Raw genomic sequence first — 24986 nt, forward strand, 5'->3', positions numbered from 1 at the left:
ACCCTGACTCATTTTTCTGTTTACCAGCGGAGCCCGCGGATAAAAGCAGAGAGCTCCTCCTTGGCTGAATCAGAAATGGCCCATGAACGGATTTCTTCTTCAATTCGGGGCAAAGTAGTATATTCTCTTACAAATCCATTGAGGCGGGCGGTCAAAGTTGAATCGGTAAAAGAAGCGGGTGTCGTAAATACAGAGGCGAGTTTTTCCGCTGCCCGCTTAAACCGTTTTAAATGATACTTTTGATGCCGCTCTTCTGCAGGGGTAAAAACGGAAAACTTCTGAATCTCTGTTTCAATCTGTTCCCTTCTCTTCATTTCAAGCTCACGCTTGACCTGCTCAATGGTCTGCCTTTGTTCATCATTATGATAAAAAAGAAGCGACATATACTGGCGGTCTTTGTATTCTGTACGGTTTGTTGATGTATGATTTGCCCAAAAGATATGAAGAATTTCTTTAAAAGAGAGGATATCCGGATCAAATTCAATCTGTACCGTCTCTGTGTGATCTCCCATTTGCCGGTAGACCGGATTACTTGTTGTACCACCCGCAAAGCCGGTTTTTGTCCGAATCACACCGGGCAGGGCACCAAAACGAGCGTCCGGGCTCCAAAAACAGCCCATGCCAAATGTAGCGGTTTGACGGTTTGACATGTGCGCCTGCCAGTTTGCTTCAATTTCTGCAATGGTACGCATGATTTCCCTCCTATACATATGAATCAAAACGAAATAAACTCCGGGCAGCTGAGGCCCGGAGCCGTTAGTCTTCAATGGCAACTGTAAAAGCGCCTGTTTCTTCAGCAGTAATGACCGCTTGTTTTTGTTTTCCTTTATGATCTACGCTGTACGTTTGAATTAACGCGTTCAACTTAGCTGAATCGGTATCAAGGCTTGTATCGGCAGGCTTTGCATCCATTGGCAGAAATCGCTTCGCCAGCTCTACCGCTGCCTGCGTACCCATCGGTATCGAACTTGACAGCTTATGTACGTTTTTTTCTTCGTCAATCCAGCACGTTAATTTGGCATTGATGCCGGGAACTTCAAATAAGATCATTTCATTGGTTGATTCGGGCGACGGCTGGCCGCATACATTCACAAATGCCTGAAGGGAGTCTCCCACTTTTGGATATCCATGATGCATGTAAATCACTCCTTTGACTAGATGGTCTGCTCTTTGGCTTTACCCTTATCTTCATCCACTGAAACGCCTGTGCCACCTAAGTGGAATCCTTCCAAAAGCGATATCATTTGCTACCGCTTTTTCTGCATGTTTCTCCCCTGCAAAACAAATAGTATAAGCAAACAGAAGAGGTGGTGAAAAAACATGGCAAACAATAACCGGCAGCAGCTTCTTGTCCCTGGGGCAGAACAAGTTTTGGAACAATTTAAATACGAAATTGCCAGCGAATTTGGTATCACGCTTGGAGCAGATACTACTTCGCGGGCAAACGGCTCAACAGGCGGCGAAATCACGAAACGACTAGTCCGCCTTGCTCAGCAAGAACTTCAAGGCTAATTTTTCTTACGCATGCATCCTGCAAAATTGAAACGGAAAACCAGTTTGGTTTTTGACGCTTTATTTTCAGGGGCATGCGTACTTATTCTTTCTCTTCTCCCCAAATTGATACATACTGCTGCTCTATTTGGAATGCACGCTCGTTCCATTTTAACACGTTTTGCACATAGCCAAGGCGATCTGCGTTATATCGTCCGGCAATGCCCTGCCATGCATTTAACTCATACACGCCGTTACGGTCAAAGTCAATCGGGTACAGTCCTGAAATCGGTGAGACCCATCCTTCAACCGGCTGCTTTAATGTGCCGTCCGAGTTATAGATTTCGTTCAAGTAAGCAGCCCCTTTTGTTGTCAGGTCTAATATATACCGTTTAGCAGGCTGCCTGCTTGTCACTTCTGCTTTGTAATCATTTTGGTACTGGACACTGTATTGTGTTTGCTTGTTAAACAGAGCTGTGTCAAAAATCAAATAAAAACGGCCGCCAGCATAGGAATATACATAAGCGTAAACAGTGCCGCCGCTCCCGCCTGTATCGGTCACCACCAGAATGTCTTTTACTCCATTGCCGGTAAAGTCGCCGAGAAATACCGTTGGGTTGTAGCCCGTGTTTTCAGGCAGCATAAGCCGGAAAGAACCACCTGTACGCCTGTCCTGAACAACGAGTGTGATCTGCTGCAAAAACGAACTGCCGGCCGTTTGAACGGCTGTTAAGTACACAATATCCGGCACCCGGTCTCCCGTGACATCACCATGGTGCACTTGAATGACTTGTTTTTCGTCCATTAGGGCGCTCCTCTCCGCTGTTTGAAACCTCTTACCATTCGTATGCATACAGCGAAGATTTTAGACAGCATAAAAAAGACAGGAACCTAGGTTCCTGTCTTTTTTATTTTATTAATTGTGGAAATTCGTTCCGTCCGTTGTTGCTTCGACGATACCAGCACGAATGACGAAGTCACCGAAGTGCTCGCCTTCCTGGCGCTCATTTGCGTAGCGGGAAAGAACGACGCGCAGTTCTTTTAAGATTTCTTCTTCTCCAATGTTTTCACGGTACATTTTACTTAAGCGGCTGCCGTCATGTGCAGCGCCCAAGTACATGTTATATTTGCCGACTGCTTTTCCGATAAAGCCGATTTCGCCAAGTGCGTGGCGGGCACAGCCATTCGGGCAGCCAGTCATACGAATCGTAATTTCTTTGTCGCGGAGGCCGTTTTCATCAATGATTTCATCAATTTTATCCATTAAGCCCGGCAGGTAGCGCTCAGCTTCTGCCATCGCAAGGCCGCATGTCGGCAGGGCTACGCAGGCAAGTGCACTGCGGCGGATCGCTGAATGGTGGCGTCCTTCTGTTAATCCATATTGGTCAATGAGCGCCTCAATTTTTTTCTTGTTTTGGGCAGACACATTCCCAATGATCAAGTTTTGATTGGCAGTGAGGCGGAAATCACCTTTGTGTACTTTTGCAATTTCCCGAATACCCGTCATCAACTGATATTCAGGGTAATCCACAATCCGGCCGCCTTCAACAAACATTGTAAAATGCCATTTGCCTTTTACGCCTTTTTGCCATCCGTACCGGTCACCATTATGGTCAAAATGGAAATCGCGTGCTTCTTCAAGCGCCCAGCCAAGGCGGCGCTCAAGCTCTGCTTTTACGTTTTCGAGGCCAAGACGGTCAACTGTATATTTAAAACGGGCATATTTACGAACAGAACGGTTTCCGTAGTCGCGCTGAATCGTAATGACTTTTTCCGCAAGATCAACAACTTTATCAGGTGTTACAAAGCCAATTACTTTTCCGAGCTGCGGATATGTTTGTGTATCACCATGGCTCATCCCCATACCGCCGCCGATTGTTACGTTAAAGCCAGTCAGCTGGTTGTTTTCAACGATGGCAATAAAACCAAGATCCTGTGAAAACACATCAATATCGTTAGAAGGCGGTACCGCGATCCCGATTTTAAACTTACGCGGCAAGTACAGCGGACCGTACATTGGTTCTACTTCTTCCGTTTCCGGCGTGCCGGCTACTTTTTCTTCCCCAAGCCAAATTTCATGATAAGCACGTGATTTCGGAAGCAGGTCATCACTCAGCTGTTTTGCCAGTGCGTGAACTTCTGTGTGAACCTCCGACTGGTATGGATTTGATGTAGCCATTACGTTCCGGTTTACGTCTCCGCATGCCGCAATCGTATCCATCATCGTTGAATGAATGTCTTGAATCGTCTGCTTCATGTTCCATTTTAAAATCCCGTGGATCTGGAACGTTTCACGTGTTGTTAGTTTTAGGGTGCCGTTTCCGTATTTATGCGCCAGGGTGTCCATCATCAGCCACTGGCTTGATGTTGCTACACCGCCCGGAAGGCGCACGCGCAGCATGAATTGATATGCCGGCTCTAATTTTTGTTTTTGTCGTTCTGTGCGCAAGTCACGATCGTCTTGCAAGTAGCTGCCGTGGTGTTTCATCAAGCGGTTGTCATCTTCTGGAATACCGGCTGAGATGCGGTCCTGCATCACTTCTGCAAGTGTGCCGCGCAATAAATTACTTCTCTCTTTAATGCCTTCTACATCACTTGGCGGGCCTTCTGGTGCGCGCAGCTGGTGAAGGTCATTTACCGTTTTGCTCATTGTGCTTGTCCCCTTTCGATCATAAAACTTAATATACGTCGCGCTGGTAGCGTTTTTGCTGCTGCATATCGGCTACATATTTCTCTGCCTGCTCGCGGCTCATGCTGCCTTCTTTTTCTACAATATCAATCAATGTCTGGTGTACGTCGTGAGCCATATTTTTCTCGTCGCCGCATACGTAAACGGCAGCGCCTTGTTGAAGCCATTCGAACAATTCCTTGCTGTTTTCCTGCATCCGGTGCTGTACATATACTTTTTCGGCTGTATCGCGTGAGAATGCCACATCCATTTTTGTCAGCACACCGTCTGCCAGCCACTTCTGCCATTCAGTCTGGTACAGGAAGTCGGTTACGAAATGCTGATCTCCAAAGAACATCCATGCTTTTCCGTCAGCACCTAACTCTTCGCGCTCCTGCATAAACGCGCGGAATGGAGCTACGCCTGTTCCTGGTCCGATCATAATAACCGGTGTTTCCGGATTTTCCGGCAGCTTGAAGTTGTCGTTATGCTGAATGTAAACCGGTAATGTATCGCCTGGCTCTAAACGCTCGGCACAAAGAATCGAGCAAACACCACTTCGGTCACGGCCATTCGCATTATAGCGGACCGCACCAATTGTCAAATGTACTTCATCAGGATTCGCTTCTAAGCTGCTGGCGATCGAGTAAAGACGAGCCGGCATTTTCCGAAGTACATTCACAAAATCCTGAGGTGAAACGCCAAATGGTCCAAATTGCTGTACTACATCAAGCAGGTCGCGGCCGTTTATGTAGGCTTTCACTTTCTCGCTATCGCCGATTAAGTCATGAAGCTCATCTACGCCCGTTAACTGAGCGATTTTTTCCAGCAATGGTTTTGTTAATACTGTTATTTCATAATGTGTTAAAAGTGCATTACGCAATGAAAGGACATCGCCTTGTTTGTTAATCGTCACTGTTTCATCTGGATTCCAGCCAAATGCCGCAATCAGTTCATCAACCAGCTTTGGATCGTTTTCTGGATAAATGCCAAGCGCATCACCCGGTTTGTACGTAAGACCTGATCCTTCAAGAGAAAGCTCAATGTGGCGTGTTTCTTTGTTTGAACCGCGTCCATTCAAATTAATGCTTTCAAGGATTTCCGCACGAAACGGGTTCGTTCTTGAGTACTCAGATTCTGCCACTTGTGGACCTGCTGCTGCCGGTGCCGCTTGAGCTGCTGCTGGCGCCGATGCCTCGGACAAGCTTTTTACGACACTGTCAATCCACTCTGCTGCCGGCTCGTCGAAGTCAAGATCACAATCAACGCGCGGTACGATACGCTTGCCGCCGAGTTCTTCTAAACGCTGATCAAACTCTTTTCCTGTCTGGCAGAAAAATTCATACGAGCTGTCGCCAAGAGACAGAACAGAAAATTGAAGATCATCCAGTTTTGGCGCACGCTTGCCATGAAGAAATTCATGGAATGTGATGGCATTATCCGGCGGATCGCCTTCTCCATGTGTGCTGGCTACAATCAGCAAATTTTGTACTTTTTTCAGATTATTTGGCTTAAAGTCACTCATTGCCGAAACCGTGACGTTAAATCCGTTTGATTCGAGCGTTTGGCCGGCTTTTTGGGCTAAGCGCTGTGCATTACCCGTTTGAGAACCGTATAAAATCGTTACATCTTTCGACACAGCTGGAGCAGGTGCCGCTGAAACAGCTGCAGACGGAGAAGCGGCTAAAAATCCACCCAGCCATACCTTTTGCCCTTCTGTAAGTGTTGGCAGAAGGCGATTCAGGAGCTCTGCCTGCTCCTCATTAAACGGACTGTTCGTTACTTGAAGTTGCAACACGATCCACCTCACAAATTTATAGGAAAATTCTTTTTAACGCCATAATAATACATTTATCGTAGTCGTATTATTCCTACAAGTCAAGTCGGTTTTAATTATATCAACCATTAGCAATTACTTATAGTACAGCAAAAAAAGAAAAGTTCAGTCTCTTTTCATTAAAAACGGCACCTTTCTTTTAAGAAAAGGCGCCGTCAATCAAATTATTTTTCATCGTGTGTAGGATGTGCTCCTGGGTACTCTCTGGGCCGGTTTTCATGCAGATGCTTGAATTCGTACGTAAAGTTGCTCGCCACGTGCTGGTCTTTTTTCCACGGCGTACTTTTTCCTTCCACTGGTTTTTCGTTATCAATTGGCTGTCCATAAGCCCCTTCTGGAAATTCTTCCGGAATCAAGGTCAACTGGTCCCGTACATTGTACAATTCTTTATAATCCGTTTTCTTGTCCACTTGCTCACCTCCTTTTTACTTAGTATGTCCTGGCTTGCTGTTTGTTTTATTCGTGACAATGCAGGGAAATAATGAGTAAAAGAAAAGATTAAGGGGGACTTTAATAATGGACAAACCAACATGGGTCGTGGATAAATCCCAGAGCCTAGTTTATGCTGCTGTCAATCATGTGAAGGGTTCCTTCCCTTCGTATGAAGCGACAATTGAAGCCGAGGCAGATCATTTAGTAACGGCGAACATCTCGTTTAATGTGGATCTATCCACCATACAAACAGGCAATAAGGAACTTGATGCCCACTTGATATCAGAGAAGTTTTTTGATGTGGAAAAATACGCAGAAGTACGGTTTATCGCTAACAATATTTTGGATCAGGAGAACGGGCAATACGAACTCGTCGGCGACCTTTCCCTGCACGGCGTAACCCGGACAGAATCTTTTTTTGTTACGTTTAATGAGAAACAGAATTCCGACACGGGTGAAACCGCCCGCCTTCAGGCAAAAGCCGTCATTAAACGCAGCGATTACGGTTTAACGCTCGAAACAGGAGGCGTGCATATTGAAGACGACGTAGAGATTGTGCTGGATCTTCAGCTGGTGAAAGCTGCATGAACAAGCGGCTTGTCCATATAGCGGCTTGTGCGATGCTGCTGTCGGCCTGCCAACCGGGTGAACCTGAGCCCGAGCCGGCAGCCGAAAAAGCCGCACCCCTGCAGGAAATGGCCTCACAAAAAAATGGGTTGTCTCTTACCGTGCAAAACGTATCTGACAGCGCCTTAAGACTGATGATTCAAAACGGGCGTAACACTGATTTTACATATGGCCGCTCCTTCCGAATTGAACAGCAGCTGGACGGTACCTGGTATGCTGTGCCGTTCCAAAAAAACAGGGATGCTTTCGAAGAAATTGCACTGTTGTCTCCACCCCGCAAGCAAACCATTGAAACGGTTGACCTTGGCCGTCTCCAAAAACCGCTCGAAGCGGGCAAGTACAGAATCGTCAAAGCGTTTCGTTCTTTTTCTATCGATGAAAATGGACGAAGTGTGTATGGAACGGAATTTTGGCTGGCAGCACCTTTTGAGATTGAAAACTAAATCAGCTCCACACCATAAAGGTGTGGAGCTGATTTATGAAAAATATTTTTGTCACTCTGTTTCTTTTTTATCCTCCGAAAATGAAGCAGCGTCGACCCGTTTTCCTTTTGCAGCAAAGTCTTTTAAAAGACCTGCCACATCAATGCCGGTTAGTTCTTTTAATGGTTCCTGAATACCGAGCATCGTATCTGTGACACCTTTGCTAACCGTTGGAATGCCGGATCCGCTGCCTGTTTGAATCACTTTAATGGAATCTACATTATTCAGCGGCTGGGCCACTTTTTCAGCAAGCAGCGGCAGCATCTCAATAATTTTCTCTGTAATAATAACCTCGCCGTGCTCTTCAATGGCTTCAGCCAGCAATTGACGCGCCTTCGCTTCTGCTTCTCCTTTTTTCAAAACAACTTCTGCTTCGGCAAGACCGGCTTCCCGGATGATCCGTGCTTTTGCCGCCCCGTCAATTTCTGATTTTCGTGCTTCTGCTTCAGCCCGTTTCGTTGTTTCATAAAAGTCAGCATCTGCTTTTGCACGGCGGATTTTTGTTTCTTCCGCTTCAAGTGTTACAAGTCGTTCCCGCTCCAGCTGCTGAATTCGGAGCTGTTCTTCTTTTTCGCGGCTGATCAAGATAAGCTCTGCTTCTTTTACTTCTTTGGCCAGCTTGGCTCGTTCAAGCTCATATGATTGTTCAGATTTTGCCCGGGCCCGTTCGGTTTCTTCTTTGATGGCCGCGTCTTTTAGGTCTTTTGCTTTTTTTGCTTCAGCTGTGGCAATTTCACGTTTATACTCTTCCTCGCGTGCTTCCTGATCGGTTTTCGCTTTATGAATCCGCGTTTCCCGCTCGCTGTTTGCTTCGGCAATTTCCGCCTGTTTGCGTACTTCGGCAATGCGCGGGCGCCCGAGGTTATCCAAATAACCGTTTTTCGCATCTGCATCCCGAAGGTCCGTCAATCCAAGAGACGTAATTTTAAAACCCATTTCATCAAGCTGCTTTTGCGCAATTTCTGTTACCTGTTTATTAAAGCCTTCCCGGTCGCCGTTTATCTCTTCTACTGTCATTTTCGATAAAATCGCCCGCAGGTTGCTTCCTAGTACTTCGGTAATTTCCACTTCAATTTCAGGCTGCTCTTTTCCTAAAAACTGCTCCGCGTAGTTGGCAATGCCTTTTAATGTATCTGCCACTTTTACCATTGCAACAGCATCTGCTACGATCGGCACACCACCGTTTGTGTAGACGCGCGGCGTTGTCAGCTTTAATTGAAAGGACGTTAAATTGACGGGTGTTGAGGTTTGAAACATGCGCAGCCGATAGCCACCGCCACGGATAATTTTCATCGAGCGTCCCTCATCATCGGTAAAAATATTGGATTCCTTTTCAATATCACCAAGCTTTGGTCCTGTAATCACAAGCGCCTCGTTCGATTTAGCCGTCCGATAGCGCACTTTCATAAAAAAGTACCAAAGTGCAGCTCCGATAACAGCTAATACAAGAAGAATCATAATTATAAGAACAACATTTCCCATTTGCCTCTAACCCCTTTTCTCTATAGAATGGATTCTTTTTTCTATACGGAAAAATAAGGAAATAGTTTCGTTTATTTTATAAATAATGAAAACGACAGGTATTATACAATAAAAAAGTCCACAATCGTCATGATTGTGGACTTTTTTTGGCACCCCGGGCGAGCCCGAAATACGCAATCATCGCTAACATACTGGCCCCAAAGATCGTCAGTCCCATTGGAACAGCCGTATTTTCACCGGCAATGCCGACAAGCGGCGCTGTCAGTGACCCAAGCGCAAATGGAAGCAGGCCAAGAAGCGCCGACGCACTGCCGGCAATATGCCCTTGTGTTTCCATCGCAAGAGAGAAAGCGGATGTACCAATGATACCAATTGAAGAAACAAAAAAGAAAATCGGAATGACGATCGAATAAAGCGGTCCATGAATCAATACCATGATGACGAGCACGATGCTTGATATTGCCGACATCCACAAGCCGAACCGCAAAAATTTAGCTTCTGAAATGGTATCTGAAAACCGGCCGACTACTTGTGTACCGATCATAATGCCAATGCCGTTCATCCCAAACAGCAGGCTGAACAGCTGGGGAGATGCGCCATAAATATTTTGATACACGAAAGGTGTGCCTGAAACATACGCAAAAATCCCGCCGACCATAAAGCCCTGTGCAAGCGCGTAGCCCATAAACTCCCGGTTTTTCACAAGAGAACCGAAGCTTTTAAACGTTTGGGCAATATTGCTTGGCTGGCGCCGTTCGACCGGAAGCGTTTCATCCATTTTCCATGTTACGACAAGCATTAACCCGATGCCAATTGCGCTAAGGACAAGAAATACACCGGACCAGTCTGTAAAAGCGAGCACGCCGCCACCGACAATGGGCGCTAAAATTGGTCCAAGATTGTTGACAAGCATAAGCAGCGCAAAAAATTTCGTCAGTTCACGCCCGCTGTACATATCCCGCACAACTGCCCGGGAAACAACAAGACCGGCTGCTGCTGAAAATCCTTGAACAACACGTCCGGCAATAAACCAATAAATAGACGGTGCAAAGGCACAGAAAAGAGAAGCGGCAAAATATAAAAATAAAAAGAAGGCCAGCGGTTTTTTCCGTCCGCGCACATCACTCATCGGCCCGATCACAAGCTGACCCAAAGCAAGACCGATCAAACAAGCCGTTAAGCTGATTTGTACAAGCGACGCAGTTGTCCCGTATTCATCGGCAATCGTCGGAAACGATGGCAGGTACATATCAATCGTAAATGGGCCCATCGCTCCAAGCGCTCCAAGAAGAATCGCCATCTGCGTCCGCTTAATGGTACGTGTTTTTTCCAATTTATCCACCTCTTTTTCCAAAACAAAAAAGCGCTCGTCCAGAAGCCCATTTTGTTTCACAATATGAACAGTATAGCGGATTTGGTCCCGCTCGCCCAGCATTCTCGCTTGTTCTTTTCTGCTGATAGAATAAAAGAATCCTTCTTCTTTGCCCGTTTAAGCATATGCGTATAGTGGAACATATACACTGTTCCTCTGCGGGCCGTCTTCTGGGCTGAAAATAAAAAAGCAAATAGAAAATGAAACCTTTTTTTATTTAATTCGTAGAAAAGAAAAACAGGAAAGTAGGGATTTCATGTTAAAGAAACTTCTTCAACAAATACTGAATCAAAAATCTTCTCACAGCCGCCGTTATTCCAGCAGTGATCACAAATATCGAAAACATTCCCATCAATCTTCAAAGCACGGACACCGTCACTATAAGAAAAAACGCGGCTCTTCTTTCAGCTCTTACAGCAGCTAAAGCGTATGCGTATGATGTTTTCTAAGCTGATTGAACGACCGCTAAAGCCAGGCATTCTCATTGGCGGCCGGTTTCGGCTGGCAGGCCTGCTTGGCAGAGGCAGCTATGGCCTCACGTACAAAGCGAAAGATTTGCAAACGGGCCGGGATGTAGTAGTTAAACAGCTGCGCAACCGTAAACGGCACAAGCCAGCTGAGGTAAACTTCTTTTGGCAGGAAGCTCAGTTTTTACAGCAGCTTCGTCACCCGGCCATCCCCCGGTTTGTCGCCGCTTTTAAAAGGGAGGGCGTGCCGTTTTTTGTGATGGACTCGATAAACGCTCCCAATTTTGAGGAATTAATTTTTCATCAAAATCAACGGTATACTGAAAAAGAAGCATTCCGAATCCTATTAAAGGTCCTTTATGTCGTCCAATACTTTCATCGTCAAGGAATTGTTCACCGGGACTTGCGCATCCCAAATATTTTGTGGGATGGGACGGCTGTGCATGTAATCGACTTTGGCCTTGCACGGATTCTTGGCAGCAGCCCCTCCTCTAGGGGCAGACGAAAAAAAGAGCACCCGCTTTTCCGGGAGCTGTCTGTTCGAAGCGACTTTTTTGCGCTCGGTCATTTTGTTCTCTTTTTGCTGTATTCCACATTTGAACCTTCGTCTAAAAAAGAAAAAAGCTGGGAAGAAGAACTGACACTTTCTTTTCCAGCAAGGTATGTGATTCGTCGTATGCTCCAGCTGGACCAGCCTTATGGGACAGCGGAGGAGCTCATAGCAGATGTTCAATGTATCATAGATTCATCGAAAAAAGCGCTGCGTTTAATATAACGGCAGCGCTTTTCCTCTTTCGGCTTATTTGAAAAATGTTAAGCCGTTTTTTTTAAGCTTTTGTCTGAAAAAGTCGGCCGATAAAAAAGCTGCCCTTATGCCGGGGCAGCTTTGTATCATTGTTGAAACACCTGGTCAATTTTGCTGATTTCTTCTTGTGTAAGCTGAACATCCAATGTTTTTACGTTGTTTAATACTTGCTCAGATCGTTTTGCACCTGGAATAATAACGTCAATCGCATCACGTGTTAAGTACCATGCCAGCACTAAATGAGCCAGTTCTACCCCTTTGCTTTCTGCAATCGGGCGAATTTGATCGACTTTTTCAAGGTTCGCTTCAAACGCTCCTTTTTGGAAGTATGGCAGGCCATTGCGAAGATCATCAAATGTCGCATTTTTATCGTATTTGCCTGTTAAAAGCCCGGATGCAAGTGGGAAATACGGCACAAATGAAATGTTTTTCCCAGCAAGGTACGGGAACAATTCTTTTTCCGCATCGCGTGCAAGCAGATTATATTCTCCCTGAAAAACATCAACATAACCGTCTTTGTTCGCTTCCTTCAACTGATCGTGAGAGAAATTAGAGACACCGATATGGCGGATTTTCCCTGCATCTTTCAATTCCTTTAGCGCTCCAACCGCTTCATCTTTCGGTGTTTGTTCGTCTGGAAAATGGATATAAAACAAATCAATATAGTCCGTTTGGAGGCGTCCTAATGCTTCATCTACGGCATTTTTTAAGAAAGCCGGAGAATTGTCAAATTTTTCGCCATCATCCGTTAGAACATGCGCTGCTTTTGTAGCAATCACAGCTTCTGATCGATTTCCCCGCTCTTTTAACACTTCCCCAATCAATTCTTCTGAACGCTTCGGTCCGTAAATAAAGGCTGTATCGAGAAAGTTAACACCATGGTTAAGCGCTGCACGTACCATATCACGGCCGGCTTCTTCATCCAGGTTTGGATATAAGTTATGGCCTCCTACCGCATTGGCGCCAAAGCCAATCGGGTTTACACGCAAGTCTGTTTTACCGATTTGTACAAGCTTTGTCATTATGTATACATCTCCTTTTGCTTTTTTCCACCCTTTTCCTATTGCCGGAATGAGAAGGGGCTAAACCCCTTCGGTCGCTCCAAACAATCGCTCTTTCTGATAAAACCCGCACGATTCCCGGATAATCAGCTCGTCTTTCATGACGAATTTTTTCCGGTCAATTGAGCCGCCTTTTAAAAGCGTTAAAAGCAAATCCGTTGCTTTTTGGCCAATCTCATATTTCGGCTGATCGATCGTCGTCATGTAAGGAGTGAAAAGAGACGCCATCCGCAGGTTATCAAATCCGACGATAGCTATGTCTTCCGGTACGCGGAGACCGTGGTCTTTGACCGCTTTAATTGAGCCAAGCGCCATTTCGTCATTAAACACAAATACAGCCGTCGGACGATCTTCAAGCGCCAGCAGTTTCACCATTTGATTGTAGCCTGAATCCAGTCCATCATCTCCTTCCTGTACCCAGGAAGGATCGATCAGCAGGTCATGGCCCATCATCGCCTGCTTGTAACCGCGCAGCCGGTCCCGGCTTAAGATAATATCCATAGGACCACAAATATGCGCAATCTTCCGGTGTCCGACATTGATCAAGTGCTCGGTTATTTTGCGGGCACTGCTGATGTTGTCAATCGAAACCGTCGGAATATCCAGGCCATCCATATATTCACAAGCAAGAACGATCGGAAACTGGGACGATAATTCTTCCAGGCTGTCCCGATCCATACGGGCGGTTAATAGTACGGCACCGTCTGCCTGTTTTCTATATAAAAGCTCAATATATTCTCTTTCCCGCTCAACCTGATTTTCTGTGTCACCCAAAATAACCTGATAGCCGTTTTGAAGCGCTGTATGCTCAATGCCGCGCAGCACTTCGGAAAAAAACGGACGGGTAATATCTGGCACCACCACTAAAATCGTTTTTGTTTCGCGTGTGCGGAACTGGCTGGCGATCATATGCGGTTTATAGTTTAGTTCGTTAATCACCCGCATTACTTTTTCTTTCGTTTCTTTGCTGACCAAATCTGGCTGGCGAAGCACCCGGGACACAGTAGCCGGAGATACATTCGCCCGTTTGGCCACATCTCTCATTTTCATCATGTTGTTCACCTGCCTTTTCCCTGTTCCGTTCTTATTATCTCTATTATAACGAACTCTCATTATTATGCTTAAATATTGATTCCGTTTTCATTTTCCCCTGCCATTTAAAACTAAACAAAGCGCCTAATACACCAACAGCACCGGAGAAATAAAAGCTTGCTTCTAGTCCAAAATACGTATTTAAAATGCCGGCTAAAAAAGGACCGGCGAACATACCGATAGCGTAAAGAGCCTGGTAGGCTCCCATGGCTGTCGCCCGCTTGGCGTGAGGAATTTCTTCTACAGCCATACCAAGAAAAAGCGGGAATAAAAGGCCAAGGGCAAATCCATTTACGAGCTGCAAAACAATCAAGGCGGCTTTTGTATCCGCGAACGGCATAAGAAGAGTAAAGATTGCTGCGGCAGAAAAAGCGATTTGCAGCGTGCCCCATTTACCCAGCTTCGGAACAAACCAGCTGCCGCTTAACAAGGTAGAAACGGCATGCGGCACCATAAAAGCAAATACAAGAATTGTGATGTCACCCGCCCGCATGCCGGCTGACAGTGCATAATCAGTCGTAAAACCGAACATCGTGGTAAACATGATGCTGTGCGCTAATATGGACAGCATCGATACTTTTAAGAGCATCGGTTCCTTCAGCGCTGTTCCGAGCTCCTTCAGCCGAACCGGCTCCCGTTTTGTTTCTGTTTTTCCTTCTGCTACAAACAGCGAAAGCAGCAGGCCCGCGGCTCCGAAAGCAGCTCCGAACCAGTAAGGTGCATGCCAGCCCCACTCTTCCACGATCCATGCGCTGAGCGCCATCCCGAGGAGCTGGGCAAATACAACGGCAAAAGATAAATGGCCCATGGCCCGGTGCAAATTCCGCTCCGCTGCGTAGCTTGAAAAAAGAATGGTAAAAGCCACCCAGGTGGCGGCAGCGATGCCCGCTAGTGAACGGGACAGGAGCACCCATCCAAGGCTTTCGGTCAGCGCAAAAGCGAGGCAGCTGAACATACTGACTGCCATACCGGCCACAACAAAGCCTTTCCGTTTGTTCCAAAGGTCTGACCCGATACCGATGGGAAGGCGAAACAAAAACTGCATCAGCCCGTAGCTTGCCAAAACGATGCCAATAAAGGTATACGTGCCCCCTATCTGCTCGATATAGGGAGAGAGCATCGGAATATAAATAAAGTGCGAAAACCAAAAAAGAAAAGAAATCAGTAAAAACAATCTTTGATTGCGTTTGTTCACATGCTCACATCCTGCTCTTTGGCTCTTTGAGAAAAAGGAGCCGTCCTATGCAATGGACCAGCTCCTCTCTCTTGATACCAGACAAGCGTATTAGGCTTTGCCGCTCGTGTTAAATTCTCTCATTTTCCCTTTTACAGCGTCCTTTACTGCTTCAATGGCCGGCAGTAAAATCAGCCGCGGCTCGTATACATCCGGGTTTTGGTTTAATGTTTCACGGACAGAGGCGGTCCATGCCTGGATGCTTTCTGTGTTGACATTAATTTTTGCGTGGCCAAGCTCTATGGCGCGCTGAAGCTGATGAAACGGAATGCCGGAGCCGCCGTGCAGGACAAGCGGCACGTCCGTTTTCTCCGAAATTTCTTTCATTTCATCAAAGCCAAGCTGCGGCTCACCCTGATACGGGCCATGAACAGAACCAAGCGCCGCGGCCAGTGCATCAATGCCGGCTTCCTCAACGATTCGGATGCATTCATCCAAATCCGCATATTGAATACCGCCGACCATGCCATCTTCCTGCCCGCCGACTGTGCCGACTTCTGCTTCAACCGTTACCCCTTTTTCCTTTGCATACGCGACGACTTCTTTCGTCATCGCAATATTTTCGTCGATTGGGCTGTGGGAGCCGTCGATCATCACAGACGTATAACCTGCATCAATCGCTTTCTTACAGCGCTCGACGCTCATGCCGTGATCTAAATGAAGCGCAACCGGCACGGTAATGTTTAATTCCTCCATCAGCGCCTTGACCATCGCGGCAATGGTCGTGAAGCCGCCCAAGTAATCCACAAGCCGGTCGGATGAGGCCAAAATAATGGGCGCCCGTTCTTCTTCTGCTGCCTGCAAAAACGCCTGGGCAAATTCCAGTCCGTTAATATTGTACTGGCCGACGGCATAGCCGCCCTGCTTTGCTTTTTGCAGCATGTCTTTCATCGATACTAACATACAATCAGCCCTCGACTTTCTCCGTTAATCCAAGACCTTCTTTCATTTTTTGAAGCATAAGTTTACTTGACCAGTCCGCTTTGTCTTTCCAAGCAAATACAGCGTTTGTTGCGATGCCGTCAAAGTTCATTTCTTTCAGCTTGCGGAAAATTGTATCGAAATCTACTTCTGCTTCACCGATATTCAAATGCTGGTGAACCGTTGCTTCTACTGCCGGCGGGTTCACAATGTAGCGAAGGCCGTCTGATGCCATATGATTGAATGTATCCGCAAATAAAACATGCGTCAGGCGGTCGCCTGCTGAATCAAACATTGGCGCAATATCACCTTTACCATTGTCATAGTAGAACGTATGAGCTGTAGAGTACACAAGGTTAATCCAGTCTTTATCCAATGCACGGATCATATCCATCGCACCGTCATGTGTTTCAATGAAATCATATGGATGCGCCTGAAGGTTCAATTTAATGCCTTCGCGTTCAAAGATTGGCAGCAATTCGTCCATAGAACGGATAAACTGCTCTTCGCATACAACCGGATTGAATTTAGATCCGTTGAATTCACTGTTCATTAAATCTACTTCCAATTCAACCGCTACCTCGATGGCGCGTTTCCAGTTGCGTACGGCTGCCTGGCGGCGGTCTTCGTCTGGACCTGCCCAGTAGTAAAGAGGAAGAAGAGAAGAAATTTGAACGCCTGCATCACGGCAGTAGCGTTTTAAGTTTTTAATTTTTGCGCTGTCTACTTTCGGGTACTTGTAGAATGGGCAGAAATCCTCGCGCGGTGAAAGCTCAATGTAGTCATAACCAAGCTCCGCTGTTTTATCTACCATTTCTCTTAAAGAAAGATCGGCATACATGGTTGGATCAAGTGCTAGTTTCATCAGAAATTCCTCCTGTTTATATGTAATAGTCGAGGAGCCGGCCGAGCCGGCACCATTGTTAGTTTACTGCTGCTGTCTGCTTTTGGTAGAATGCTGGTTTTTCTTCAAGTGCTACATCTTCTTTCTGGCCGGACTGCTGTGCTTTCACACACGCATCAGTTGTCACAGCAGCAATGTAGCCATCCCATGCCGTCGGGCCATTCGGCTCACCTGTTTGTTTAATTGAATCCATAAAGTCCTGCAGCTCTACGTCGTAGGCATCGATAAAGCGGTCTTTCCAGTCAGTCATAATGCTTGTAGAAAGCTTCGCGCTCTTGCGTGTCACGATGCTAGCCGGCTCCGGCAGGTACGCTACGCCGTCCTCACCGATGACTTCACATTGAATATCGTAGCCGTAATGGCAGTTTACAAACACTTCCGCGTTAATGATAATGCCCGAATTTGTTTCCAAAATAATGATTTGTGGATCTTTTAAACCTGCATGAGCACGTGATGATTTTTTCGGGTACAGCACTTGTACAGATTTGTAATCGTCATTGATCAGCCAGTGCAGTACGTCAATTTCATGTACCAATGTGTCGACAACTGCCATTTCTGTTCCGTATGTTTCTGGTACCTCCGGGTTGCGGTGTACGCAGCGCACCATCAATGGATCACCGATTTCGTTTGCGTCAATCGCTTCCTTCAATTGAACATATCCTGGATCATAGCGGCGCATAAATCCTACTTGAACTAGCTTCTTCCCATGTGCCATTTCAGCCTGGACGATTTTCATCGCGCCTTCCGCCGTTGTCGCAAGTGGTTTTTCACAAAATACGTACTTGCCTGCTTCAATGGCGTTTAATACGTTTTGTTCGTGCGCCGGACCCCAGCTTGTAACTAAAACGGCATCTACGTTCGGATCCTGGCAAAGAGCTTTATCATCTTCATGAACAACTGCCTCAAGTCCGTATTGCTCAACGGCTAGTTTTGCAGATTCAAGATTCACATCTGTTACCGCAACGATTTTACCGCCTGCTAAACTGTTTGTAATGCGTTTAATATGTTCGCGGCCAATTGCACCTGTTCCAATTACTCCAAATTTCAATGTCATGATTCATTTCCTCCCTTATATTACCACTTTTATAACGCTTACATCATTAAGCGCGTTTGTTTTCTGTATAGCTTGCTACTGCTGTTTTTTTATAATGATTGCGGAATTTTTGCTCTAATTGTTCAAGCGTAAGCCCTTTCGTTTCTGGAAGGAATTTTGCTACAAATCCAATCGCCAGGACGCCAAGTGCCACAAAAATATAGAATGTTCCAGATAGTCCGACTGTTGAAAGCATGATCGGGAATGACAAGCCGACTAAGAAGTTGACAAGCCATAAGAATAATACAGTTAAGCCCATTCCAAAACCGCGCAATTGCAGCGGGAAAATTTCGGAAAGCATCAGCCAGGTGACTGGTGAAATGGCACCTTGCTGGAATGCAAGGAATGTAACGGTTAAAGTAAGAACAACGTATGGCAAGTTTGGTGAGCCTTCTAGTACGCTTGAGAAAATGGCAATCAACAAAAGGCATACAGTTGTACCGGCAAGTCCTGCCATCAGCATCGGGCGGCGGCCGACTTTGCCTAACAGCCAAATACCGACGAATGTAGCGAGTACGGAAATCGCTCCGTTTGCAATGTTACCTACGAGTGCCGCTTCTGTTGTAAAGCCGGCGTCTTTTAAAATCTCTGTTCCATAGTACATGATCGAGTTTACACCCGTAATCTGCTGCACAACCGCAATACCGACACCAATAAACATAATCCGGCGAATCCACGGTGTGGAAAGATCTTTGAAACCAGCTTGCTTTGTATGTTCTTCCTCAGTAAATGTTGCTTTAATTTCAGCTAGTTCAGTTTTTGCTTCTTGCTCTGAACGAATGCGGCTTAAAACAGCAAGTGCCTCACTGTCTCTTTTCTTAGACACAAGCCAGCGCGGGCTTTCCGGCACTTTCAGCATACCGATGAATAAGAAGATGGCTGGAAGAGCGGCAATCAGCAGCATCACACGCCAGATTCCTTCAACGTGACCGAGTGTTGTACCAAGGATGGCATTTAAAACAAAAGCTAAAAGCTGACCACTAACGATCATCAATTCATTTTGCGTTACGATACGACCACGGCGTGATGCCGGTGACATTTCTGCCAAGTAAGAAGGAACGGTAACGGATGCTCCGCCTACTGCCAGTCCAAGCAAGAAACGAGAAATGATCATAACGGTGACATTTGGTGCAAGTGTACATCCAAGAGTAGCAACTAAGAAAACGACGGCCAGCATTAAAATGTTTTTTCTGCGTCCGTTAATATCCGACAGCCGCCCGCCAAACAAAGCACCAAGTGCGGCACCGAAGAGAAGCGAACTTGCTACAAGACCTTGCGTAGTAGGCGTTAAGCCCAGCTCTTCTGTCATAAAAGGAAGGGCGCCATTTATAACGCCTGTATCATAACCGAAGAGAAGTCCGCCCAGCGTTGAAATAATGATAATCTTACGTAAAAAAGATGATGGGGCTGTGTTTGTGTTCATTGTTCATGCACCTCTTTTTATTTCTCCACGCGTGCAAGCAATGATTCGTCCAAATACCTTCGGGCGATCAATGCATACTCAAGCGGGTGGGCAATGGCTGGGTCCTGTTCTGCTTCAATGACGATCCAGCCTTTGTATCCGTGCTCTTCAAGAAAGCGGAAAGGCTTCCTAAAATCAATGCAACCGTCTCCTGGCACTGTAAACATTCCAGCTAAAAACGATTCTCTAAATGATTTTCCTGGTTGTTTGCATTCGTCCATTACCGACTCTCTAACATCTTTGAAGTGAACATGTTTAATACGATTCATATGTTTTTCAAGAAGCGTCATATAATCGCCATCTGAAGCAAAAATATGGCCTGTATCATATAGAAGGTGGACATGGTTTGAGTCTGTTCCTTCCATTAAACGGTCAACTTCTTCCAGTGTCTGCACACCAGTTCCCATATGATGATGGAAGACAAGCTTTAAGCCATAGCTGTCAGCAATTTTGCCAAGTTCATTCAGCCCTTCGCAAAGGATGGTCCATTCTTCATCGCTAAAGTAAGGCTTTTCGGCAAAAACATTTTTATCAAGGCCCTGTATGCTGTATGTTTGTTCGGAAACCACTGCAACCGCTGCTTCCACTTCTTTTAAATACGCACAGTGGGCATGAAATTCCTGTGATGCTTTTTCAATGCCATCACGAATGATAAAGCTTGAAAACCACTGGCCCGCAATTTTTAAGTTACGCAATGCCAGTTCCTTTTTTAAAACGGCAGGTTCAGGGAAGAAGCCGCCGACTTCTGTCCCTTGAAATCCTGCTACAACGATGTCGCTTAATAAATGAGATAGTGTATTTTCAGCGCCGATTTCTGGAATGTCATCGTTGCGCCAGCCAATTGGAGCAATGCCCCATAAAATATCCTGCATGATGTGCGGGCCTCCTCTTAATACATCTTCGCCGTTTCTAGTTTTTCCGCTCTTGCGGCATAGGCTTTTTGAACGCTTTCAGACTCGGACACTTCAGCGACGCCAACGTTCCACCAGCCATCATAGCCATCCGACATTGTTTTCGGAAGCACTTTCATATCGATCAAAGTGGAAACGGACTGCTTTTTCGCATCTTCAAGTGCTGCTTTCAATTCTTCTACTGTGTTGGCTTTGTATGATTTTGCTCCGTAGGCTTCTGCCACCTTTGCGTAATCGATATTCATAATCTTGTTGTCATGTGTACGGAACTCACAGAAGTATGAACCACTTCCATTATCCATCTGCAGGTTATTAATACATCCATAACCAGAGTTATCAAACAAGAGAATATTGATTTTTTTATCGTACTGAAGCGCTGTTACAAGTTCTGTGTGAAGCATAAGGAAGCTGCCATCTCCAACGGCTGCGTATACTTCACGGTCCGGGTGAGCCAGTTTTGCACCCAGTGCGCCAGCTACTTCGTATCCCATACAGGAATATCCGTATTCCAGGTGGTATGTGTTCGGTACATCAGAATGCCATAAGCGCTGCAGGTCGCCTGGAAGTGATCCGGCTGAACCAATGATGACGCTGTCCGGTGCCACTGCTTCATTTGCCGCAACCAAAGCAGCCGTTTGTGTAAATTCAGTACCCAGCACATCGGCATATTCATTCAGTGTTTCCTGAGAAAATTGATCCTTGATTTCCGGCGTGAAGTTTTCACGATTAAATGTTACGTTCGCCAGACGGTCGCGTTCTGTCAGCCACTCTTCTTTCCATGCTGAAAGCAAGCCGCCATATGCTGTTTCATAGTCTCCCAAAAGAGGTGCCAGCTGCTCAAGCGCCGTTTTCGCATCCGCTACTACTTGGAATCCGTCTAATTTGTATGCCTGCAGACGGCTGACGTTAATATTCAAGAAAGATGTTTTCTCGAAATCAAACGCTGTTTTCGATGATGTTGTAAAATCTGTGTAGCGTGTTCCAACACCGATCACTAAATCTGTATCGCGCGCTACTTTATTTGCAGCCGACGTACCGAGAATACCGACGCCGCCCAGGTTATTTGGAAACGAGACTTCCACTGTTGATTTTCCGGCCTGTGTCTCTACGAGCGGAATATTATGCTTTTCGGAAATTTGTTTTAAAATGTCGCGGGCACCTGAATACCGGGCACCGCCGCCTACAATAATGACGGGCTTTTTGCTTGCTTTAATTCTCTCCGCCGCGCCTTGAATCTCGCGTTCTACCGCTGGCTTGCGGTCCAGATAATGAACGCGTTTTTCGAAGAAACGCTCGTCGTAATCAAACGCTTCCCCTTCCACATCCTGTGCGATGCAGATGGTCGCCGGGCCCGCTTTGGCCGGGTCGGTCATCACTTCAAATGCACGGATGAGCGCGGACATTAACTGTTCTGGGCGTGTTACGCGGTCCCAATAGCGGGAAACCGCCATAAACGCTTCGTTTGTTGTTACCGCTGTGCTGTGTTCATGCTCCAGCTGCTGAAGCACTGGATCAGGCTGGCGCGTCGCAAAGGTATCTGCCGGAAGCAGCAGAACCGGAATGTTGTTCGCAAACGCGGTTCCCGCTGCTGCGATCAAGTTTGCTGATCCCGGGCCGGCAGACGTAGTGACCGCGTAAATTTTACGGCGGAGCATTTCGCGGCTGTAGGCGATTGCCGCTTGAGCCATTCCCTGCTCATTCTTTCCTTGATAGACTTTCAAACGGCCTGGGTCCTGCTCAAGTGCCTGGCCGATTCCGACCACATTGCCATGACCGAAAATGTTAAAGATGCCTTCGACGAAAGGTGTCTCTTCGCCATCAACGTGAATGTACTGCTGATTTAAAAATTTAATTAACGCTTGCGCGGTTGTTAATCGAACTGTTCCCATCATTTGCTCACCTCTTAACGAATCATTTTTTACACATGTACCGCAGCTGCGATCAGCTGCTCAATTTCAGAAGCAACAGGCATCGCATCAGACGAGCTGTGCTTGCTGACCACAATCGATGCGGAAGCACTGCCATATTTCAAAGCGGTTTCAATATCTTTTCCGCTGACAAGTGCGTATAAAAATGCAGATGCATAGGAATCACCTGCGCCGAATGTTTTCAGTACGTTTGTTTTGTACGCCTGAGCACGGAATACTTCTCCTGATTTTGCGTACGCGTATGACCCTTCTACTCCATGCTTGATGACAACAAGATCAGCTGAATGCTTGAATAAGTTTTGAATGGTTTCGTTGTTGTCGCCGCCCTGGATGTTTTCCATTACATCAAATTCATCACGCGTGCCGATAATGATATCGGACTGTTCAGCAACAAGCGAGTAATAAACGGCTGTTTCTTCCGGCGACTGCCATGTGTATGGACGGTAGTCAAGTTCAAACACAATTTTCACGCCGTGTTTTTTCGCCAGGCCGACTGATTTCAAAACCGCTTCTCTAGACGGGCTTTTTGCCAGCGCTGTACCGGATACAAGCAGGATTTTTGCTTTTTGAATGTAGTCTTCGCTTACTTCAGATGGCTCAAGGTATAAGTCTGCCACATCATCACGGTACATCAGGATGCTGCACTCATCCGGGCTTAAAATTTCAGTGAAGGCAAGACCTGTTTTATGCCCTTCTTTATCTACCACCATATTCGATGTGTCCACGCCGACTTCACGCATGTACTTTTCAATGAATCTTCCATGCTGGTCATCGGCAAGCTTGCCGATAAAGCCGACTTTTAAGCCAAGCTTCGCGCTGCCGATCGCGACGTTTGCGGGTGAGCCGCCAACGTATTTCGTAAACGTCATGGTCTCTTCCATCGGCATGTTGTATTCGTTTGCATTTAAGTCGATGCAGGCACGTCCAATTGCGATTACATCAAGTTCTTTTTCATTATTGAATGTATAGTTCATCCTTTTTCACCGCTCCTTTAATTTGGTTAACGTTTTAAAATCCACTCATGGTCTGGATCATTGTAAAATTTCCAAATACGTGTCGGGCCGGCCATGACATTTAAGTAATAAGACTCATAGCCATCTGGTACGCCGACTGGATGGTATCCAGCTGGAACAAGCACAACGTCGCTGTTTTCAACGGTCATCGTTTCATCAATCGACCGGTCATCTGTATACACACGCTGGAACACAAAACCCTGTGGCGGATTCATTTCATGATAGTAAGATTCTTCTAAGAATGACTCATCCGGCAGATTATCCTGGTCATGTTTGTGCGGCGGGTAGCTCGACCAGTTTCCGCTTTCTGTATAAACTTCTACAACAAGCAGGCTGTTTGCGCGCGGGTCGGAATCCGGCAGGATATTGTGAACCATCCGTTTATTACTTAAAATGCCGCGGTTTTCAATGCCGACCTCCGAAGCTTTAATGAGTACAGTCGGCAGCTGCTCCTGGGAAGGGGAATAGCATAGTGCTACCCGGGCAGCCGTTGCGCCTTCTACGTGGAAAGTTTTATCGTTGGAAACATACACGCTGTCTGTCGGCACTTTTTCGAAGACATTTTCACGTGTACCAAGGTTACGGAATTCTTCGCTTCCCTCAGTGACGTGAATCTTGCCTGTCAGGGCGACAATGCAGCATTCTGTTTTATTTAATGATTCAGTGTAAGTGGCGCCGGGAGCCAGATCAATGACTTTAAATCCGACATATTCGAGGGGGGTGTTTTCTTTTGTGACGTCATGGACGAGTGTGACGCCTTCTGCCTGTTCTTTTTTCATTGGTTTTTGAAGCAAGCGGCTCATGTTATGTACCTCCTGATTTTTTCTTGAATAGCCTGCTGCCCGGATGGAGCCGGACAGCCAGGACAAATTCAAGATATTACTTCACGTAGCGTGCAGTGACCATTTTCTTGCGTGTAAAGAATTCAACCCCATCTTTACCATTCGCATGAAGATCGCCGTAAAATGAATTTTTGTAGCCTGAGAATGGGAAGAATGCCATCGGCGCTGGCACCCCAACGTTAATGCCCAGCATGCCTGCGTGGATTGTTTCACGGAACTGGCGTACCGCTGCTGCGCTGTCTGTGTACAGGCAGGCACCATTCGCAAGTGTAGAAGCATTCGCTGTCTCCACACCTTCTGCTAAGTCTTTTACACGAATGACTGAAAGAACGGGTGCAAAGATTTCATCCTGCCAAATCGTCATCTCCTGTGTCACGTTGTCGAAGATGGTTGCGCCAAGGAAGTATCCATCTCCTTTTGCGGCTTCGTCTTCGCGGCCGTCACGCACAAGCGTGGCACCCTGCTCGATACCAGCTTCAATGTAGCCGATTGTACGCTGTTTCGCATTTTCGCGGATGATTGGGCCAAGGAATACGCCATCATCTAAACCGTTGCCAATTTGGATGTTGTCGGCTGCTTCTTTTAGTTTTGCGATAAACTCATCGGCAATGCTTTCTTCTACTGCTACAACGGCTGCAGCCATGCAGCGCTCACCCGCTGAACCAAAGGCTGCGGCTGTTACTTCTTTTGCAGCCAGGTCAAGATTTGCATCTGCCAGCACGATGGAGTGGTTTTTCGCCCCTGCAAGCGCCTGTACGCGTTTCAAGTTCGCTGCTCCTGTTTTATATACGTATTCTGCAACTGGCTGTGAGCCAACAAATGAGATGGCTTTCACTTCTGGGTGCTCAAGAAGACCGTTTAC

24 protein-coding genes are annotated in these 24986 nt (G+C 46.5%); 4 read left to right on the plus strand and 20 right to left on the minus strand.

The window, feature by feature from the left end; genetic code table 11:
* Window positions 1-20 precede the first annotated feature (20 nt).
* Together msrA and RG959_RS14105 are read right to left on the minus strand one after the other, a co-directional pair.
* Entirely contained in the window at window positions 21-692 is a 672-nt protein-coding gene (msrA, locus tag RG959_RS14100) for a peptide-methionine (S)-S-oxide reductase MsrA (protein WP_342797634.1), read from the minus strand.
* A gap of 64 nt (window positions 693-756) precedes the next feature.
* Entirely contained in the window at window positions 757-1137 is a 381-nt protein-coding gene (locus RG959_RS14105; protein ID WP_251269833.1) for a hypothetical protein, read from the minus strand.
* 183 nt (window positions 1138-1320) lie between these two features.
* On the opposite strand from RG959_RS14105, the gene RG959_RS14110 reads away from it, so the two are divergent.
* Window positions 1321-1512: an alpha/beta-type small acid-soluble spore protein gene (locus RG959_RS14110; RefSeq protein ID WP_242234101.1), complete on the plus strand. Its 192-nt coding sequence runs from the start codon at window positions 1321-1323 to the stop codon at window positions 1510-1512.
* Between the two features lie 82 nt (window positions 1513-1594).
* On the opposite strand, the gene RG959_RS14115 is transcribed toward RG959_RS14110, so the two are convergent.
* The 4 genes from RG959_RS14115 to RG959_RS14130 all read right to left on the minus strand — a co-directional run bounded on the left by RG959_RS14115 (window position 1595) and on the right by RG959_RS14130 (window position 6406).
* Window positions 1595-2296: a hypothetical protein gene (locus tag RG959_RS14115; protein WP_342797635.1), complete on the minus strand. Its 702-nt coding sequence runs from the start codon at window positions 2294-2296 to the stop codon at window positions 1595-1597.
* A 111-nt stretch (window positions 2297-2407) separates the two neighbouring features.
* Window positions 2408-4141 (minus strand): assimilatory sulfite reductase (NADPH) hemoprotein subunit, encoded by a 1734-nt coding sequence (cysI, locus tag RG959_RS14120; protein WP_342797636.1) that lies wholly within the window; start codon window positions 4139-4141, stop codon window positions 2408-2410.
* A gap of 28 nt (window positions 4142-4169) precedes the next feature.
* On the minus strand, window positions 4170-5954 hold the full coding sequence (locus tag RG959_RS14125) for an assimilatory sulfite reductase (NADPH) flavoprotein subunit (protein ID WP_342797637.1): 1785 nt from the start codon (window positions 5952-5954) through the stop codon (window positions 4170-4172).
* 206 nt (window positions 5955-6160) lie between these two features.
* The gene (locus RG959_RS14130) at window positions 6161-6406 is read right to left on the minus strand and encodes a hypothetical protein (protein WP_396120225.1); all 246 of its coding nucleotides are present in this window, start codon (window positions 6404-6406) and stop codon (window positions 6161-6163) included.
* A 106-nt stretch (window positions 6407-6512) separates the two neighbouring features.
* Between RG959_RS14130 and RG959_RS14135 the strand changes: the two genes are divergently transcribed.
* The gene (locus tag RG959_RS14135; RefSeq protein WP_342797638.1) at window positions 6513-7016 is read left to right on the plus strand and encodes a YceI family protein; all 504 of its coding nucleotides are present in this window, start codon (window positions 6513-6515) and stop codon (window positions 7014-7016) included.
* Window positions 7013-7498, plus strand: a complete 486-nt coding sequence (locus RG959_RS14140; RefSeq protein WP_342797639.1) for an immunoglobulin-like domain-containing protein — start codon at window positions 7013-7015, stop codon at window positions 7496-7498. Before RG959_RS14135 ends, RG959_RS14140 begins: the two co-directional genes overlap by 4 nt.
* 51 nt (window positions 7499-7549) lie before the next feature.
* On the opposite strand, the gene RG959_RS14145 is transcribed toward RG959_RS14140, so the two are convergent.
* Together RG959_RS14145 and RG959_RS14150 are read right to left on the minus strand one after the other, a co-directional pair.
* A complete protein-coding gene (locus RG959_RS14145) occupies window positions 7550-9019 on the minus strand; it encodes a flotillin family protein (RefSeq protein WP_342797640.1) in 1470 nt (489 codons plus the stop codon).
* Between the two features lie 127 nt (window positions 9020-9146).
* The gene (locus tag RG959_RS14150; protein ID WP_483298889.1) at window positions 9147-10319 is read right to left on the minus strand and encodes a Bcr/CflA family multidrug efflux MFS transporter; all 1173 of its coding nucleotides are present in this window, start codon (window positions 10317-10319) and stop codon (window positions 9147-9149) included.
* Window positions 10320-10820: 501 nt separating this feature from the next.
* On the opposite strand from RG959_RS14150, the gene RG959_RS14155 reads away from it, so the two are divergent.
* Window positions 10821-11633, plus strand: coding sequence for a serine/threonine protein kinase (locus RG959_RS14155; RefSeq protein WP_342797642.1), 813 nt, complete (start codon window positions 10821-10823; stop codon window positions 11631-11633).
* A gap of 116 nt (window positions 11634-11749) precedes the next feature.
* Here RG959_RS14155 and RG959_RS14160 read toward each other — a convergent pair whose 3' ends face one another.
* The 12 genes from RG959_RS14160 to RG959_RS14215 form a co-directional block, all read right to left on the minus strand.
* The gene (locus RG959_RS14160; RefSeq protein WP_342797643.1) at window positions 11750-12685 is read right to left on the minus strand and encodes an aldo/keto reductase; all 936 of its coding nucleotides are present in this window, start codon (window positions 12683-12685) and stop codon (window positions 11750-11752) included.
* A gap of 60 nt (window positions 12686-12745) precedes the next feature.
* Window positions 12746-13777 carry a LacI family DNA-binding transcriptional regulator gene (locus RG959_RS14165; protein ID WP_251269841.1) on the minus strand — a complete coding sequence of 344 codons (1032 nt, stop codon included), beginning with the start codon at window positions 13775-13777 and terminating at the stop codon, window positions 12746-12748.
* A 43-nt stretch (window positions 13778-13820) separates the two neighbouring features.
* Window positions 13821-15011, minus strand: a complete 1191-nt coding sequence (locus RG959_RS14170; RefSeq protein ID WP_342797644.1) for an MFS transporter — start codon at window positions 15009-15011, stop codon at window positions 13821-13823.
* 90 nt (window positions 15012-15101) lie between these two features.
* Window positions 15102-15953, minus strand: a complete 852-nt coding sequence (gene fba, locus RG959_RS14175; RefSeq protein ID WP_342797645.1) for a class II fructose-1,6-bisphosphate aldolase — start codon at window positions 15951-15953, stop codon at window positions 15102-15104.
* 4 nt (window positions 15954-15957) lie between these two features.
* Entirely contained in the window at window positions 15958-16836 is an 879-nt protein-coding gene (locus tag RG959_RS14180; protein WP_342797646.1) for a sugar phosphate isomerase/epimerase family protein, read from the minus strand.
* 58 nt (window positions 16837-16894) lie between these two features.
* Window positions 16895-17929: a bifunctional inositol 2-dehydrogenase/D-chiro-inositol 1-dehydrogenase gene (gene iolG, locus RG959_RS14185; RefSeq protein ID WP_342797647.1), complete on the minus strand. Its 1035-nt coding sequence runs from the start codon at window positions 17927-17929 to the stop codon at window positions 16895-16897.
* Window positions 17930-17975: 46 nt separating this feature from the next.
* Window positions 17976-19391, minus strand: coding sequence for a sugar porter family MFS transporter (locus RG959_RS14190; protein WP_342797648.1), 1416 nt, complete (start codon window positions 19389-19391; stop codon window positions 17976-17978).
* A gap of 17 nt (window positions 19392-19408) precedes the next feature.
* Window positions 19409-20302 (minus strand): myo-inosose-2 dehydratase, encoded by an 894-nt coding sequence (iolE, locus tag RG959_RS14195; RefSeq protein WP_342797649.1) that lies wholly within the window; start codon window positions 20300-20302, stop codon window positions 19409-19411.
* Between the two features lie 17 nt (window positions 20303-20319).
* Entirely contained in the window at window positions 20320-22233 is a 1914-nt protein-coding gene (gene iolD, locus RG959_RS14200; protein WP_342797650.1) for a 3D-(3,5/4)-trihydroxycyclohexane-1,2-dione acylhydrolase (decyclizing), read from the minus strand.
* A 26-nt stretch (window positions 22234-22259) separates the two neighbouring features.
* Window positions 22260-23243, minus strand: a complete 984-nt coding sequence (gene iolC / locus RG959_RS14205; protein WP_342797651.1) for a 5-dehydro-2-deoxygluconokinase — start codon at window positions 23241-23243, stop codon at window positions 22260-22262.
* Between the two features lie 26 nt (window positions 23244-23269).
* On the minus strand, window positions 23270-24085 hold the full coding sequence (gene iolB / locus RG959_RS14210) for a 5-deoxy-glucuronate isomerase (protein ID WP_342797652.1): 816 nt from the start codon (window positions 24083-24085) through the stop codon (window positions 23270-23272).
* A 76-nt stretch (window positions 24086-24161) separates the two neighbouring features.
* On the minus strand, window positions 24162-24986 hold an 825-nt coding region (locus tag RG959_RS14215; RefSeq protein WP_342797653.1), incomplete at its 5' end, for an aldehyde dehydrogenase family protein.

Source organism: Domibacillus sp. 8LH, assembly GCF_038806185.1.
In the GTDB taxonomy this organism is placed as follows: domain Bacteria; phylum Bacillota; class Bacilli; order Bacillales; family Domibacillaceae; genus Domibacillus; species Domibacillus indicus_A.